The sequence below is a fragment of the Pseudoalteromonas sp. L21 genome, from assembly GCF_021728035.1.
GTDB classification, from domain to species: Bacteria; Pseudomonadota; Gammaproteobacteria; order Enterobacterales; family Alteromonadaceae; genus Pseudoalteromonas; species Pseudoalteromonas arabiensis.
In genome coordinates, this window is the sequence record NZ_JAKKCV010000003.1 from 327659 (window position 1) to 343407 (window position 15749).

At 41.5% G+C, this 15749-nt stretch carries 14 protein-coding genes; 7 read left to right on the top strand and 7 right to left on the bottom strand.

Annotation, left to right across the window (positions count from 1 at the left end):
• Positions 1-33: 33 nt before the first annotated feature.
• The 5 genes from L3V41_RS10340 to L3V41_RS10360 all read right to left on the bottom strand — a co-directional run bounded on the left by L3V41_RS10340 (position 34) and on the right by L3V41_RS10360 (position 6293).
• Entirely contained in the window at positions 34-876 is an 843-nt protein-coding gene (locus L3V41_RS10340; RefSeq protein ID WP_228074435.1) for a DNA ligase, read from the bottom strand.
• A 32-nt stretch (positions 877-908) separates the two neighbouring features.
• Positions 909-1565, bottom strand: coding sequence for an HAD family phosphatase (locus L3V41_RS10345; protein ID WP_062570482.1), 657 nt, complete (start codon positions 1563-1565; stop codon positions 909-911).
• 62 nt (positions 1566-1627) lie between these two features.
• A complete protein-coding gene (locus L3V41_RS10350; protein ID WP_062570481.1) occupies positions 1628-1927 on the bottom strand; it encodes a hypothetical protein in 300 nt (99 codons plus the stop codon).
• Between the two features lie 110 nt (positions 1928-2037).
• Positions 2038-4332 carry a TonB-dependent receptor gene (locus L3V41_RS10355; RefSeq protein WP_062570480.1) on the bottom strand — a complete coding sequence of 765 codons (2295 nt, stop codon included), beginning with the start codon at positions 4330-4332 and terminating at the stop codon, positions 2038-2040.
• A 365-nt stretch (positions 4333-4697) separates the two neighbouring features.
• Positions 4698-6293 (bottom strand): mechanosensitive ion channel domain-containing protein, encoded by a 1596-nt coding sequence (locus L3V41_RS10360; RefSeq protein WP_237127670.1) that lies wholly within the window; start codon positions 6291-6293, stop codon positions 4698-4700.
• Between the two features lie 256 nt (positions 6294-6549).
• Here L3V41_RS10360 and L3V41_RS10365 point away from each other — a divergent pair, with 256 nt between their 5' ends.
• The gene (locus tag L3V41_RS10365) at positions 6550-7098 is read left to right on the top strand and encodes an HdeD family acid-resistance protein (RefSeq protein ID WP_062570479.1); all 549 of its coding nucleotides are present in this window, start codon (positions 6550-6552) and stop codon (positions 7096-7098) included.
• A 23-nt stretch (positions 7099-7121) separates the two neighbouring features.
• Here the strand turns inward: L3V41_RS10365 and L3V41_RS10370 are convergent, their stop codons facing one another.
• Positions 7122-7994, bottom strand: a complete 873-nt coding sequence (locus tag L3V41_RS10370) for a mechanosensitive ion channel domain-containing protein (RefSeq protein ID WP_237127671.1) — start codon at positions 7992-7994, stop codon at positions 7122-7124.
• 181 nt (positions 7995-8175) lie between these two features.
• On the opposite strand from L3V41_RS10370, the gene L3V41_RS10375 reads away from it, so the two are divergent.
• From L3V41_RS10375 to L3V41_RS10395, 5 genes are all read left to right on the top strand, one after another.
• Complete coding sequence (locus L3V41_RS10375) at positions 8176-8385, top strand: hypothetical protein (protein WP_062570477.1); 210 nt, start codon at positions 8176-8178, stop codon at positions 8383-8385.
• Positions 8386-8649: 264 nt separating this feature from the next.
• On the top strand, positions 8650-10788 hold the full coding sequence (locus L3V41_RS10380) for a M3 family metallopeptidase (RefSeq protein ID WP_237115019.1): 2139 nt from the start codon (positions 8650-8652) through the stop codon (positions 10786-10788).
• Between the two features lie 88 nt (positions 10789-10876).
• A complete protein-coding gene (locus L3V41_RS10385) occupies positions 10877-11722 on the top strand; it encodes a carboxylate/amino acid/amine transporter (RefSeq protein ID WP_062570475.1) in 846 nt (281 codons plus the stop codon).
• A gap of 78 nt (positions 11723-11800) precedes the next feature.
• A complete protein-coding gene (locus L3V41_RS10390) occupies positions 11801-13126 on the top strand; it encodes a glycerophosphodiester phosphodiesterase family protein (RefSeq protein WP_237127672.1) in 1326 nt (441 codons plus the stop codon).
• A gap of 71 nt (positions 13127-13197) precedes the next feature.
• On the top strand, positions 13198-13935 hold the full coding sequence (locus tag L3V41_RS10395; protein ID WP_237127673.1) for a dienelactone hydrolase family protein: 738 nt from the start codon (positions 13198-13200) through the stop codon (positions 13933-13935).
• Here L3V41_RS10395 and L3V41_RS10400 read toward each other — a convergent pair.
• Positions 13932-14843: a LysR family transcriptional regulator gene (locus L3V41_RS10400; RefSeq protein WP_062570473.1), complete on the bottom strand. Its 912-nt coding sequence runs from the start codon at positions 14841-14843 to the stop codon at positions 13932-13934. The genes L3V41_RS10395 and L3V41_RS10400 overlap by 4 nt on opposite strands.
• A 134-nt stretch (positions 14844-14977) precedes the next feature.
• On the opposite strand from L3V41_RS10400, the gene L3V41_RS10405 reads away from it, so the two are divergent.
• Entirely contained in the window at positions 14978-15664 is a 687-nt protein-coding gene (locus L3V41_RS10405) for a type 1 glutamine amidotransferase domain-containing protein (protein WP_193988546.1), read from the top strand.
• Positions 15665-15749 lie beyond the last annotated feature (85 nt).

A 15749-nucleotide genomic window follows, 5' to 3' on the forward strand; every position in this document is an offset into this window, starting at 1 on the left:
ACCATAATTACAGCTGTTTTTGAATGTTTAAACTTATAAGGCACTTCGCTCACGTAAAAAGCTGGCGAAACGTGGTAGTCCATGTTTGGTAAAACCATGGTATTTGTAGGTAACGGTACTGCCTATTGCCGGAGGAAATTGCCGCTGATGGTCTGAAAACCCCGAGCCGATTTTAAACTCTACTCCTTCAGCGCTACGCACCTTAAGTGCACCTAACATATTCTTATACTTACCTTTTCCTGGCAAATGCGCAATAACAATTGCCTCGGCATCAAGATAGGGTTTAAGCTTTAATAAAGCGTCACTGCGCCCAGAGCGATGCACCGCAGACGCTAAATGTAGCATCACTCCTTCAGCACCCTTTGCTATTAAATCATCCATGTACATACTAAGTTGATGATTATTTTCAAAGTGTTTTTGTTCTACTGCGATTATGTGCTTAACGTTTAACTGCGCTACCAACCCTAGATAATTTTTATAACGCTCGCTAAAAGGGAGGCTAGAGTCTGGCATATCAAAGACCATATAACTTACATTCTGCCAGTCATTATCAACGGGAAGCTGTGTTCGAATAATGCCACTCAGGTTAGCGAAGTCTTGCCGTTTGCTCCAAAGTTCGCCATCTAGCCAAACCTTAGGTAAAGGAGCTGTAAACCAAGCAGGCGCATTAATCGTATTTCCTGCGCGGGTTAGGAATTGAGTGCCAGTCCAGATTGCACGTACACCATCGTACTTTTCACTCACGAGGTAATCACTGACAACAACACTATCAGCGTCATATACTTTAGCGAGTTGAACTTTTGGTGTTGCCACAGCGATTGCTGTAAATAGGCTACAGCACAGTAAAGTAACGAGTCTGCGAAATAGAAAGCTCATAAATGCATCCCTGCAAAGAATCATTTTCTAAACTATAGCTTATTTTGTACCCATTTTAGAAGATCTTTTAGATTCTCGAACTTTCCTGCCGCTTTACTAAAATCATGCTCTAATGTGAAGTGGTTTGGTACAGCAAACACAGGCACGTTTGCGTTACTTGCAGCGCTTACACCTGTGAATGTATCTTCAACTGCAATTGCTTCATCTGCCTTAATCTGTAAGGTATCAAGAGCGAGTTGATATGGATCGCCTGCAGGCTTGGGATTTATCACATCATCTTTCGTGACTACACAATCAAACCAATCAAAAATGCCATAGCCTTTTAAAATAGGATACGCTTCATCTTTAGCACTGCCTGTTACTAACGCCATTTTTAAACCGCTCGCTTTAATTTCTTCTAATACTTCTTTTGCGTAAGGCATAAACGCTGGCAAATTCGAGCTTACGAAGCGACCAAATGCAGCATACTTATCATTTGTTAATTGTTCAGGGCTAATCGTAAGCTGATATTTTTCAACCACTTCTTTTGCGGCTTCAAGGGTCGGTCTGCCTGAAAAGCGTTGGCAAAATGTAGCCTCATCATATTGCACGCCAAAAGGCGCGAGTAAATCATTCCAAATATTAAAATGCACACTTTCAGAATCAACCAGCGTGCCATCCATATCAAATAATACTGCTTTTAAAGTCATCCTCATTCCTTCAAAGTTAAAGTAAAAAGGTGCCATTGGCACCTTTAATTAATTCAGCGTGATTATTCAGTTAAGCCCGCAGGTGGCTCCGCAAAGGCGTCTTCGCCTGTTTCGACATCAACTAGCTCGTAGCCACGTTGCTTTCTAACCACTTTTAAAACTGGCTTAGAAAACGCCGTTTTTAAACGATCAGCGTCAGCTTCTAGCTCTTCAACTGTATTGCCAAAAGGCGCTGCTCCAGTTTCTGACCAGTTAGTCACTTTACCATTTAAGTTATATTCAACTTCATGAATTTGATATTGTGCCGCTTCATCTTTTGTTGCTTCACAAAAAATCACACGGTAGTTCCAAAATCCAGCCATAGCTATTCTCTTTCTCTTAAATTAATCCTGCCACTTTAGCAGTTACCAACGCGATTATAAACGAAAAAACCCGCTATACAGCGGGTTTTAATAGGACTTATTATTTCAGCTTAGAAGAAGCTTACTTTGAACTCAGCACCGATGTAACGCTCTTCGTTCACCATTGCTGTGTTGTTATTGAAGTCGATAGCACCGATTGATTGTTGCTCGTCGAACATGTTACGAACGAATGCTGATACTTCATATTCGTTGTCGCCTTCAGCCCAAGCATAACCTGCACGTAAACCCACTTCTGTTAATGGCTTGCCTTCAAACTCAACTGACTCGTATAAGAAGTAGTTGATTTCGCTACGGTAAGACACGTCAGCGTAAGTGAAGAATTCACCGTCAGCAACTTCACGGCTATAACGTAATGTGACGTTAGAGATCCACTCAGGTGCGTGCGGTAGGCTGTTACCATCTAAGATAGCACGGTCTTCAGGACCAAATGCGCCCGGTACTTGGAATGTTGGATCTGTTACAGTACATTGTGCACAAACAGCAACGGCTAAATCTTTATCTTTAAGCTCAGTGTTGTTGTAGCTTAAGTTAAACGTCGCATTTAGGTTATCAGTTAATACCCACTCAGTGTCTAACTCAAAACCATAACCAGTTGTCTTATCAGCATTAACTAGACGGTTGAAGTTTGCACCACCACCCACAGCTGTTAATTGTTGGTCATCCATTGTGTAGTAGAACACAGTCGCATTTACACGACCACGGCCATCGAGTACGTCTGATTTAATACCTGTTTCAAAAGATGTTACAGTTTCAGACTCAGCAACAGTTACTTCATCACCGAATAAGATACGACCCTGAATACTTGGGGCACGGAAGCTATTAGCAACACGCGCGTACCAGTTTACCTCGTCGTTGATCTTGTAGTTAGCAGATAAATCCCAGCTAACGTGATCGTCACTTGGGTTTTCTGTTAAGAATAACGCACCGCCACCAGCAGGGCTTAAAGTACGGTTTGCTGAGAACTCTTTCTCGTCATCAGAGTAACGAAGACCCGCTGTTACTTTTAAGTCATCAGTGATTGTGTAATCTAATGAACCGAATACCGCCCATGCCTTAGTATCTTGCTGCTGGATAACATAACCGTTTAACTCACCCGGTGTTGCACCATATGTGTCGTAGCTGAAGTTTTCGATTGTTAGCGCTTCGTCAAAGTAGAATACACCGACTTGGAAATTTACGTCACCAGCATAGTTACTTGATAAACGAAGTTCTTGCGTGTATTGGTCTTGATCTGGAATACCGTCAGCACTTTCAGAAGTGAACGGAATAAAACCTGGGCCCATAGGTGCTGTCGGGTCGTCTGCATTAAAGAAACCGTAACCACCGTCGATGTCAGCGCGAGAATAGATTTCAGCACTTTCCCATGCAGAGATTGACGTAAGTGTTAAATCGTTGATGTCCCACTCAAGCTTTAAGCTTGCGCCTTGTGATTCAACTTGCTGTGTCGCACGTGAAGCTGCATCGTGGAAAACCACATCGTGTTCAAAGCCATCAACTAAATCGTTTGTACCCGCTTTGATTGCGTTACCACGGAATGCAATTGGCTTACCGTCCATATCACGCGTGTGGTAGTTGAATAAACCTGTGAAATCATCACCTTCATATAAGAATTGAACACGAGCCGCTTTTTCAGTGTAACCACCTAATACGTCATCTTGCTCAAACCCTGGTGCGCGATTATCAATGTAATCGTCTTTTTCTTGCCAAAGTACAGAAACACGTGTTGATAAACGGTCTGTTAGGCCACCGCCAACAGCACCTTCAAAATCAACTGCGCCACGGCTACCGTAAGATACTGAACCATAGCCTTCAAATTCTTGTGATGGTTTAACTGTATCAAATTTAACAAGGCCAGCCGGCGTGTTACGACCGAATAATGTACCTTGTGGGCCGCGTAATACTTCTACGCGAGCAACGTCAAATACAGGGAAACCTTTTAAGATTGCGTTTTCTTGAACGACTTCATCAACCACTAAAGAAACAGGTTGAGAAGCATTCAAATCAAAGTCTGTGTTACCTAGACCACGAACATAAAAGCGTGGGAATGAACGACCAAACGAAGATTCGATTGATAAACTTGGGATTTTCGCATTCATAAAGCGAATATCCATACCAGCTGAGCTGTAAGCATCTAAGTTATCACCTTGCAGCGCAGATACTGCAACAGGTACTTCCTGAGCATTTTCCACACGCTTACGAGCAGTGATTTGGATAACTTCTAATTGGTTGTTTTTTGCTGCTGGTGCTTCGTCTGCAGCAAGAGTTGAAAATGAAGTACCTGCTACAGCAGAGAACAACGTTGCATTGATTAGGGTTGCTAACGTAGATCTTTTCATTGCTTTCATGTCGGGTTTTAACCTTTTTTATGCACTCTTATTCAACGGTGATGATGTTGCGTCAAATCATTTGACGGGCTCGGCCAATTTTTCGCGCCTTATAATAAGCTGCGCGGACCTCTAAATCGAGAGTGCAAAACGAGGTAAAGAGGCTGAACGAACGCTGACGATTATAACACTTTATGACACTTTTACTGCATTAAAAATTATAAATATACAATTTTTTTACAACAATTAGCGGCAACATCAAAGCATTTAGAAGAAATTATGCAACTATTTTACACTTTAGCGGACATATGTCCTGTTCATTATATAACAACGATGTGTAGAGAATCCACACAACTGAGAACTACTTTCATTTGCGACAATTTTCATTACGAACCTACTACACGAGCAAATTCTGGGTTGGCTAATTCACAATTATGCTCGTTCAGCAAACCTAACATCGCCATATTTAACTCTTCAATTATTTCCATGTAAAACGCAAAATCGACTGTCTCTACGTAGCTTAGTACATCGATTTGTAAAGCCCAAGGCGTAAAACCTTTAAATCGTACTCGACAAGGCTCATCGGCAATATGTTCATGCTCTTTAAGTAGTGCACGAACAGACGCCATAAAAGCATGTAAGTTTTGCTGCTCTGTTTTTGCGCTGAGCATTAACTTAGGTCGATATGAAATGCGTTCTCGCTCAGAAATATTTTCAAGCTGCATATCCACAAACTTAGCATTCGCTACATAAATTACCGAGCGATCAAGTGTGCGTATACGTGTTGCCCTCAGGCCTATCTCTTCAATTGTTCCGAGGTGATTGTCAAACTTACACAAATTACCAATTCGTACAGGTGCTGATGTATAAAGCGTGATTGCTGCAATGATATTTTCAACCGTTTTTTGTGCAGCAAGTGCGATAGCAAGCCCACCGATACCCAGACCAGCAAGTAAGGTCGTCGCGTTAAAGCCCAAATTCTCGAACCAGACAAATAACATAATAATCACGATACTGGTTTTTATGACGTTACTCACAGGCCTAAGCAAGAAAACAGCATGAGGTTTATCTTGGCGAATAAAACGCTGGCTCAAGCGATGTTTCGTAATATCAACAATACGTAAAAACACCCAAGTCCATGCTAAAAGCAAAACCGTGGCGCCATGAATTACGGCCAAAAAAGCAATGGTTACATTAGATTCATCACTTAACGAACGCGACATTATTACTGCTATTAATAAACAGATTGGTCCATTGATAAAATCAACAATGTCTTGCTGTATGGGAAACTTTAAGTGCACTAAAACAAAAGAAACGAGTCGTGTTAACACAATTGCGACGAGTACAAAGAAAATAAAAGAACATGCAAAGTAGACCCATTGCCACAGCATTACACCTAAAAATTCAAAACTTGGTAAAGACTGATATAGCCACTCTCCTATGCGGTTATACCCATACTCTTTGATTAATAGGGGGATTTTGCTCACTGTCGCATTGGAAATTTTCCAAATCGTTTGCGTCCCTTGTTTATTTGGAACACGCTGTAATAAGATTTGCACTTTCCCTTGTGAAGTGGAAATTTCACCGACAAGATCGCGATAACTTGGTACCGCTTCATTTTTTTTGCCGTCAGGCTTATTACTCAGGTTATCAATATCAACCCATAAAGTTCTATCTAATATTAAAGATAGATTTTCAGCCAGCTTCATCTGACCAATGGCAGCAGCATCTTGCGGTAAGTTACGATAATCGAGGTAGTGACTAGCTAATTCAAAGTCGCGTGCCCGTGCAGCGGTTAAAAAACCATACATTGTATTTCGCGGAGTAATTCGATTGAATTCATCGAAAAATAAAGCCTCATCAGCTTGCTGACTAGTAAGTGAGCTCCCTGCCTCTGCACTCGTCACTTCTTTTTCTTCATCAGTTTTTTCTTTATCATTTTTATCAATAAGTGACTTTACAGTGACCTCTGGCGTACTCATAGCGTATGCCTTACTCCCTACTGCGGCCATACAGATAACCAATAGGTAACACATGACGCACAAAAAAGTAGTGGCTAAATTTTTCACTCTCTCATCCTTGTAGCAAGATAATGAATAGACTCAAATTCATAATATTAGATTAGAGCATGCTTTTTTAACTGTACAAATATTAATTAAATTCCTTTGCTTTAAGTAGCTTAAATGTTAGATCTATTAAAACCTGTTAGCCCCTCTAACCTAGGCAAAGGAACTTTTTATGCATATTTCAAATTCGTTGATTCCACATTGGTCATCACTATTTATTCATGGCGTGATTGCGATAATCTTCGGGCTTTGTGGCTGGCTTGCACCCGAGGCATCACTTGCTGTGTTGATGTTTATTTTTGCTGCTTATTTCTTTGTAGATGGCGCAATTCGCGCATGGCTGGCTTTTGCTTCTAAAAAAGACAACCCATTGTGGTGGATGCTACTTATTGGCGGCCTTATCTCAATTGCTGCGGCATTAGTCACTTTGTTTGCGCCCAATGTTACCGCTATTTTAATGTTATATTTTATTGCGGCATGGGCTATCGCAATGGGGGTAATTGAAATCATTATCGCTAGTAAGCTTCGCAAAGAAATCAATAATGAGTGGATTTTAATTGCCAGTGGTGTCATATCCATCATTTTTGGTGCTTACTTAATGTTTAACCCTGGCGCAGGTGTCCTAACCTTACTTTGGTTAGTAGCCACTTACGCCATTGTGTTTGGTACCATGATGGTACTGCTCGCATTTAAGCTTAAAAAGCTCAATGAACAAGCGTAAAAAAAGCGGCTAAGCCGCTTTTTTTATTTTTGTGTACTTCGACGTTTTAAGGCAATTTCGCCATCAATATGAATGTCGCGCTGCGGGAATGCGATGGTAACATCGTGCTCAGCAAACACTTTATATATACTGAAACGTAGCTCACTTCGTACCTGTCGAAGTGGCGCTTCTGATTCCGCACATACCCAAAAGATAGCACTAAACGTTAATGAACTATCTGCAAAGTCATCAAATAAGACTGATGAGGCGGGTGTTTTTAAAATAGCCGGATGCTCATCCAAAATTTGCTTAATCAACTTTTCAACCAACACCACATCTGAACCATAAGCAACACCGACATTAACGGATGAGCGCGCATTACGATCAATCAGAGTCCAGTTAGTTACGGTATTTTCAAGCAGTTGGCTATTAGGCACTAACATATGCACACCATCGTTACGACGAATGCGTGTAGAGCGTGTGTTAATTGTTTCAACAACCCCTTTCGCCGTCCCTACTTCTAGAAAGTCACCAATACGTATTGGTCGCTCCCACATGAGTATCCAACCGCTAATAAAGTTATTAATAATGTTTTGTGCACCAAAACCGACACCAATAGCAATTGCACCAGAGACAAAAGCAAACGCTGTTAATGGAATATTGAGTACCTCAAGTGAGGTAAACACAAGCACCGCTATCGTAACGACAAGATATATACGGGTGAATAAATGAACAGCATCAGGGCCTAGGTTTTTTGCAAGTAATGCTTTTTTAATTAATCGACCTATCCACGTGACCACAAACCACATTAAAAAAAGCACCAAAGGCACTTGAATAATTTTTAGCACAGTAATTTGCACATCGTTGTAAGTAAACAATACAAACGATAATGCAGATTGCAGATCAGCAAGGCTCATAAATTAACATTCCTAGAAAAAATGAATTTGGTTCAGTTGTGACTAAGTTTAGCACGGCATAATAAGTGAAAACTTGGTAAATACTAAGTTCTTTATGCACGAAATGCGCTAATTATTAACTATTTTTGAACACAGATGCTATATAAACAGTGAGAGCTATAAGTAGCATGAGGAGAGCACAATGTCACAAATGACACTTACACAGAAACTAGCAACACTCCAGCCAATGGTTGATTTAAACTTGTTTGAGTCGAGCTTAGATTACAGAAACCGCATTTTAAACTTGCTTGCAGAACAAGAAAACACGTTAGCACTGATCAACAAAGAGTTCGGAAATGCGATGCCTGAAAACTTCGGCTCGGAGAAAAAGTTTGTACTCGGTTATAATTGATTCATGCATAACCGTCGATGTATAAATCACATTAATTTTTCTTATTATTACATTACTAGATAATAAAGCCGTCCGATTTATAGTAAGACGGCTTTTTTGTGCATTTTTGAAACACTTTATTCCCGTTTTGCGCTCAACCATCCTAATAAACCGATAGATTTAATTGTTTCTAGTCTAAAATTTGGTAATTTAAAAAAGCTCTCATCATTGGTGTATTCTCTCGAATAATGAATGTACCAAGCACATTTTTAAATTGGAGTTCTCATGCATAAGACCCTGATAGCAACAACGATTGCTAGTGCACTTTTACTTTCAGCTTGTAGTTCACAGCAAGCTGACACGCAAACTCAAGTTGAAACTGCTGCTGAAACACAAACAGCTAATGTTACCAACGTTCTTTTCAAGCCAAGCCCTTTACAATACATGGCTCCTGAGTTTGATAAAATTTCAACCAAAGACTACGAGCCAGCATTTGAAGCGGGTATTGCACAGCAAAAAGCTGAAATTGCAAAGATTGCAAACAACCCTGAGCCTGCAACATTTGAAAATACCCTTGTTGCAATGGAACTATCTGGTGAGCTATTAGACCGCACTTCTGCGGCATTTTTTAATTTATCAGGTTTGATCTCTGACAGTGAGTATCAACGTATCGCCGCTAAAATGGCGCCTATTATGTCTGCTCATACTGATGATATTTACCTAAACAAAGCCTTATTCGCTCGCGTGCAAAGTATCTACGATGACAAATCATCTTTAAATGCTGAAGATCAACGCCTTGTCGATTTTTACTATAAAAAGTTTGTTAACGCGGGTGCAAAGCTTAACGAAACTGAAAAAGCAAAAATGCGTGAAATCAACGCGGAACTTGCCAAACTTTCAACAGAGTTTTCACAAAATATCTTAAAATCATTCAAAGAAGATGTGATTTTAGTAACAGATAAAAGCGAGCTGGCTGGATTGTCTGAGGCTGAAATTGCAAGCCTTGCGGCTGCGGCACAAAAAGCAGGTAAAGAAGGTTACATGATCACGCTTGTCAACACGACTCGTCAGCCTATCTTACAAAGCCTTGAAAATCGTAAGCTACGTGAAAAAGTGTGGACCACTTCTGCAACTCGCGCACAAGCAACTAATGGCCCAATCATTCTTAAAGAGACTAAGCTACGCGCAGAAAAAGCAGCATTACTGGGTTACCAAGACTGGGCTTCGTATGTGATGACAACACGTATGGCGCAAACAACAGAAAACGTTTACGGCATTCTTGATGACTTAGCACCGAAAGCGGTTGCCAAAGCAGAAGCTGAAGCAGAACAAATCCAGCAAGTAATTAAAAAGTCTGGCAAAAACTTTGCCTTACAACCGTGGGATTGGGCATTCTATGCTGAAAAAGTACGCCAAGAAAAGTACGACTTAGACCCTGCGTTAGTTAAGCCTTACTTTGAAATGCAATCAGTGATCCACGACGGCCTATTCTTTGCGATGAATAAACTGTACGGCATTACCTTTAAAGAACGTACAGACTTACCTGTTTATCATGAAGACGTAATGGTATTTGAAGTATTTAACGAAGATGGCAGCGCTATCGGCCTATTCTACATGGATCCATATGCACGTGAAGGCAAACGCGGCGGTGCATGGATGAGCTCTTATGTCAGCCAAAGCGGTCTAAAAGACACCATGCCGGTAATCTACAACGCACAGAACATTCCTAAGCCAGCTGACGGCCAACCTACACTCATGACCTTCTCTGAAGTAACAACCATGTTCCATGAGTTTGGTCACGCTGTTCATGGTTTATTCTCTGACGTTAAATACCCTAGCCTCGCCGGTACTGCCACAGCACGTGATTTTGTTGAATTCCCTTCACAAGCAAATGAAGACTGGAACATCGAACCGACTGTACTGGCAAACTATGCCAAGCATTACAAAACAGGTGAGCCAATTCCAAAAGCATTACTTGCAAAAGTACTCGAATCACAAAAGTTCAATCAAGGTTTTGATACAACTGAGTACTTAGCCGCGGCACTGCTTGATATGGAATGGCATTCATTTGGTGTTGATGCTGATATTACAGATGTGCAAAAGTTTGAACATGATGCATTAGACAAGCACGGTATTGCCTACTACCCAGTACCGCCTCGTTATAAGTCTTGCTACTTCAGCCACACATTCGCTGGTGGTTACTCAGCAGGTTATTATGCGTACCTTTGGACTGAAGTATTCGCAGCAGATGCGTTTGCACACATGACAGAAGAAGGTGGCTTAACCCGTGAAAATGGTGATAACTTCCGTAAAGAAGTGTTATCAAAAGGTAACAGCCGCGACTTAATGCAAAGCTACATTGAATTCCGTGGTCAAAAACCAACAACAGACGCACTATTAAAGCGTCGTGGTTTAGTTGAGTAATAGTTAAATTATTCGCTAAGTGATGAAAGCCCGCAATTATTGCGGGCTTTTTGTTATAGTGCAATTTTAGAATCAATTACCATAAAACATGACCTACTTATTTGCTGTTACCCTGCTTTGGGCCTTTTCGTTTAGTCTTATTGGTGTTTATTTAGCAGGACAAGTCGATGCATGGTTCAGTGTGTTGATGCGTATTGGCTTAGCCACCTGCGTATTTTTACCTTTTCTGCACTGGCGTAAAACCCCTAAAGCTTTAGCACTTAAACTGATGGCAATAGGGGCGGTGCAGCTGGGTGTGATGTACAGCTTTTATTACCATTCGTTTTTGTACCTCAGTGTGCCTGAAGTGCTGTTATTCACGGTTATGACACCGCTTTATATCACCTTATTAAACGATATTCTTGAAAAACGCTTCAATGCTAAATTCTTGCTTGCCGCCATGCTGGCCATTGTCGGAGCAGTCGCTATTCGTTACGAAGGCATTGATGAAAACTACCTGCTTGGAATGCTACTTGTGCAGGCTGCCAATATTTGCTTTGCAACAGGACAAGTGACCTATAAACGATTAATGCAACACGAACACATTGCGCATTCTCGTGTGTTCGCATGGTTTTTCATTGGTGCACTCATCGTCGCATTAGTTTGCTATGGTTTATTTGGTGATACCAGTAAGCTCCCTACCACAACCACACAATGGGGTGTCCTGATTTACCTCGGAACAATTGCCTCTGGACTTGGTTATTTTGCATGGAATAAAGGCGCGACTATTGTCAATGTGGGTGCGCTCGCAGTAATGAATAACCTACTGATCCCTGCGGGGATTATTGTCAATATTGTTATTTGGAACCGTGATGCCGACATTCTCAGATTAAGTATTGGCGCAGCCGTTATACTGTTAGCTTTAATTGTGAACCAAGCCATTGTGAAAAAATAAATTAAGCTTACTGTCGTTTTATTGTCATTAATGATGATTAAGGTGATGCACTCATTTATTTTAAAGGATGCGAAAATAGTGAAACACATACCCTTACTGACTAGTTGCTTATTAATAGGCGTTCTTGCTGGTTGTGATGATGATGTAGAAGTTGTCGAAAAAGAAGTTGTTGTCACAAATACTGATGTTCAAGTTGTTGAAGTTCCAACCCCCATTGTCGTAGAAGTGGCGCAGGGCACCAATATTCAGCTTGGCACTCGCCCAGACTACCTCATTGATGACATGGCAGACAGTACACTAAAAACAAAACTAGAATCGTGTAAAGAAGGCCCCTTTTACCGTACTGATTTTTCAATCGGTCATCGAGGAGCGCCTATGCAATACCCTGAACACACTAAAGAGTCTTACATAGCTTCGGCTCGCATGGGGGCTGGCATTGTCGAGTGTGATGTCACCTTTACAAACGATAAAGAATTAGTATGTCGCCATTCGCAGTGTGACTTACATACCACCACGAATATTTTAGCTATTCCAGAGTTAGCTGCAAAATGCAGTGAACCTTTTACTCCAGCAGATCCTAACAGTGGTACGCCTGCCTCTGCTAAATGTTGTACTAGCGATATCAGCCTCGCAGAGTTTTTAACCCTTGAAGGCAAAATGGATGGTGCAAACACCAACGCAACTAATGTGGCTGACTATATGAAAGGAACGCCTAGCTGGCGCACTGATTTATATGCAAATACAGGCACCCTAATGACACATAAACAAAGTATTGCATTGTTTAAAGAGTTAGGTGTAAAAATGACTCCTGAACTTAAATCGCCAGCAGTTAGCATGCCTTTTGATGGTATGAGCCAAGAGCAGTACGCACAAAAAATGCTCGATGAGTACATACAAATGGACGTGCCCGCTAATCATGTTTTTCCACAGTCATTTAACTTAGATGATGTAAAATATTGGATAAATAACAATCCAGACTTTGCTGCTCAAAGTGTTTACTTGGATGGTCGTGATAGTGATGCAGGCTTTGATCCTAATAATCCTGACACTTGGCAACCCAGTATGGCTGCACTTTACAGTGACGGTGTTAAGATTATTGCACCACCAATCTGGATGCTATTAACCATTGATAACGACAATAACATAGTGCCTTCACAATATGCAGTTGATGCCAAAGCGGCAGGCCTTAAAATCATAGCATGGAGTTTCGAACGCTCAGGCCCGTTAAATAATGGTGGCGGCTATTATTATCAATCAGTTGCCGATGTTATTGATAACGATGGCGATATGATGACCGTGCTTGATGTATTAGCCAAAGATGTTGGTGTCATAGGTATCTTCTCTGATTGGCCTGCAACGGTTAGCTATTACGCGAGTTGTAATAACATGCCTGCCAGTATTTAAAAGTTTTACGGCTACAGTCGTTTATTTTATCGTGCTCGGTTAACATAGAGTTTTATTTAGCCGAGCATTTTATGATCATTCAACACCATAGCCACGATATAGCCACCCCAACAGGGCCAATGCGCACCAGCGTTTATCGCCCAGTAGATGAAGGGAAGTTCCCTTGTATTATTTTCTATTCAGAGATTTTTCAAGAAACTGCGCCAATCGCACGCGCTGCTGCAATACTGGCAGGTCATGGTTTTGTGGTATTAGTGCCCGAAGTGTTTCATGAGTTAAACCCTATAGGTACTGTACTTGCCTACGATGATGCGGGTAAGGATAAAGGCAATGCCGACAAGTGGGCTAAACCAATTGAGAGCCACGACAGTGATACTGAAGCCTTAATTGCATTTGCACGCACTCAAGATTACTGCACAGGCCACATCGGTGCGATGGGTGTCTGTATTGGTGGTCACCTTGCATATCGCGCAGCGTTAAACTCTAATATTAAAGCCGCATTTTGTTTATATGCAACAGATATACACAGCGATACCTTAGTGGCGCAAGCAGGTAATAACTCGTTCGAACGCATGGCTGATATCAAAGGTGAAATTCACTTTGTCTGGGGTAAGCAAGACCCACATGTACCAAAAGAAGGCCGCCTTAAAATTTACCAACAAGCGGTGGCAACAGGAATTAATTACCAGTGGCAAGAAGTTAATGCCCAACACGCCTTCATGCGCGATGAAGGCGAGCGTTACGACCCTGCCCTTGCCATCAGCATGTATCAACAAGCCGTTACTTTATTTAATCGAACGCTTGTTTAAATCGCCAGCGTTGCCACTTGATTAGCGAAATAGTCCTTTAGGTAATCAAGTAAAACACGCAATTTTTTGCTTCCCGCTGCCCCAGGCGGGAACACACCATAAAGCTCAATATCTGCGGTTTTGTAATCCTCTAATACTGTTCGCAATAAGCCAGCCTTAATCCTAGGAAGTGCATCATAAACAGGGATTTTAGCTAAGCCATGTCCCGCTTCAACAAAAGCAGTGCGTGCTGCGGCATTGTTAGTACTTATGCCACCACTGACTGCTATATCAAAACGACGCTTGTCTTTTTCAAGAGTCACAATAGCGCTGCTTGGCTGGTACACGACCCAAGTATGCACTGCTAAATCAGCAATGCTCTTTGGTATGGGGTGTTTTGTAAAGTAATCAACTGAACCACATAAGCATGTTGCCATGCTTGCCAGCTTAGTCGCTTGTAAGTTTGAACTCTCAAGCGCAACCCCTCGAATAGCCAAATCATAGCCTTCTTTGATAACGTCAACCACATCATCACTCAGTTGTAAGTCTATGTCGATTTTAGGATACAAACGTTTAAACTGAGCCAGCGCGGGCACTACAAGTTGTAAGCCGACATTCACCGGACAACTCAGTTTAATTACCCCAACGGGCTCACTTTTTAAGCTCTCAAGATGCAGATTAGCTGCCTCTGCGTGCTCTGTAATGGCCTGACAACGTTCGTAATAAGCCATACCCGCCTCTGTTAGTGTCATAGTGCGGGTTGAACGATTTAATAAGGTGAGTTGCAATTGCTGCTCTAGCTTTTTTAAGTGATAACTCACCACAGCTCGCGACAAGCCTAGTTGCTGAGCCGCTTTGGTTAAGCTACCTTGCTGCACAATATGGGCAAACACCACCATACTTTTTAGTTGCTCGAACGATACTTTCATATGGATTCCTAATATGGCCTGAATAATTGTATCAATTATTAAACCAATGAAGTCAAGTTTATCTGCGTTGTTTAACTTAGTTTTCATCCCTATAGTGTTATCAACGATGTTTAAAACTCACAAAAGGATTCACTATGTCAGCTAAGAAAATTTTAATGGTACTTACTTCACACGATGAATTGGGTGATACAGGTCATAAAACAGGTTTTTGGGTAGAAGAGTTTGCAGCCCCCTACTACGCCTTTGTTGATGCTGGTGCAGATGTAACCCTTGCATCAGTAAAAGGCGGCCAACCTCCCGTCGATCCAAATAGCGCCGCACCTGACGCTGCCACAGATGCAACCAAACGCTTTGAAGAAGACAGCGCAGCAAAAACCTTGATGGCAAACACTAAACCATTGAGCGAGATAAATGCAGAGGAATTTGACGCTGTATTTTACCCAGGCGGCCATGGTCCATTGTGGGACTTAGTTGATAATCAGGACTCTATTAGTTTGATTGAACAATTTTTAAATTCAAACAAGCCTGTTGGCGCGGTATGTCATGCAAGTGCTGTATTACTCAATGCGAAAAATGCAGCAGGTAAATCAGTCGTGTTTGATAAAAAAGTTACTGGCTTTAGTAACTCTGAAGAAGATGCTGTACAGCTTACCAATGTGGTACCGTTGCTCGTAGAAGATGAGCTAATCAAACAAGGCGGTCACTACCAAAAAACCGATGACTGGGGCGTACTTGCCATTGAAGACGGTTTATTAATCACAGGACAAAACCCTGCAAGTTCAGAGCTTGCAGCGAAAAAACTGCTAACTAAACTAGGTTAAAAATCACAATTCATTATTCAGTAAACACCTTGTACGTCAAGGTGTTTACCTTCACTATTAATAAGTTATACTGATTCGGTCGAAT

Coding starts and splice junctions, on each gene's coding strand:
- L3V41_RS10340 (WP_228074435.1), bottom strand. CDS start 876: ATGAGCTTTCTATTTCGCAGACTCGTTACTTTACTGTGCTGTAGCCTA.
- L3V41_RS10345 (WP_062570482.1), bottom strand. CDS start 1,565: ATGACTTTAAAAGCAGTATTATTTGATATGGATGGCACGCTGGTTGAT.
- L3V41_RS10350 (WP_062570481.1), bottom strand. CDS start 1,927: ATGGCTGGATTTTGGAACTACCGTGTGATTTTTTGTGAAGCAACAAAA.
- L3V41_RS10355 (WP_062570480.1), bottom strand. CDS start 4,332: ATGAAAGCAATGAAAAGATCTACGTTAGCAACCCTAATCAATGCAACG.
- L3V41_RS10360 (WP_237127670.1), bottom strand. CDS start 6,293: ATGAGTACGCCAGAGGTCACTGTAAAGTCACTTATTGATAAAAATGAT.
- L3V41_RS10365 (WP_062570479.1), top strand. CDS start 6,550: ATGCATATTTCAAATTCGTTGATTCCACATTGGTCATCACTATTTATT.
- L3V41_RS10370 (WP_237127671.1), bottom strand. CDS start 7,994: ATGAGCCTTGCTGATCTGCAATCTGCATTATCGTTTGTATTGTTTACT.
- L3V41_RS10375 (WP_062570477.1), top strand. CDS start 8,176: ATGTCACAAATGACACTTACACAGAAACTAGCAACACTCCAGCCAATG.
- L3V41_RS10380 (WP_237115019.1), top strand. CDS start 8,650: ATGCATAAGACCCTGATAGCAACAACGATTGCTAGTGCACTTTTACTT.
- L3V41_RS10385 (WP_062570475.1), top strand. CDS start 10,877: ATGACCTACTTATTTGCTGTTACCCTGCTTTGGGCCTTTTCGTTTAGT.
- L3V41_RS10395 (WP_237127673.1), top strand. CDS start 13,198: ATGATCATTCAACACCATAGCCACGATATAGCCACCCCAACAGGGCCA.
- L3V41_RS10400 (WP_062570473.1), bottom strand. CDS start 14,843: ATGAAAGTATCGTTCGAGCAACTAAAAAGTATGGTGGTGTTTGCCCAT.
- L3V41_RS10405 (WP_193988546.1), top strand. CDS start 14,978: ATGTCAGCTAAGAAAATTTTAATGGTACTTACTTCACACGATGAATTG.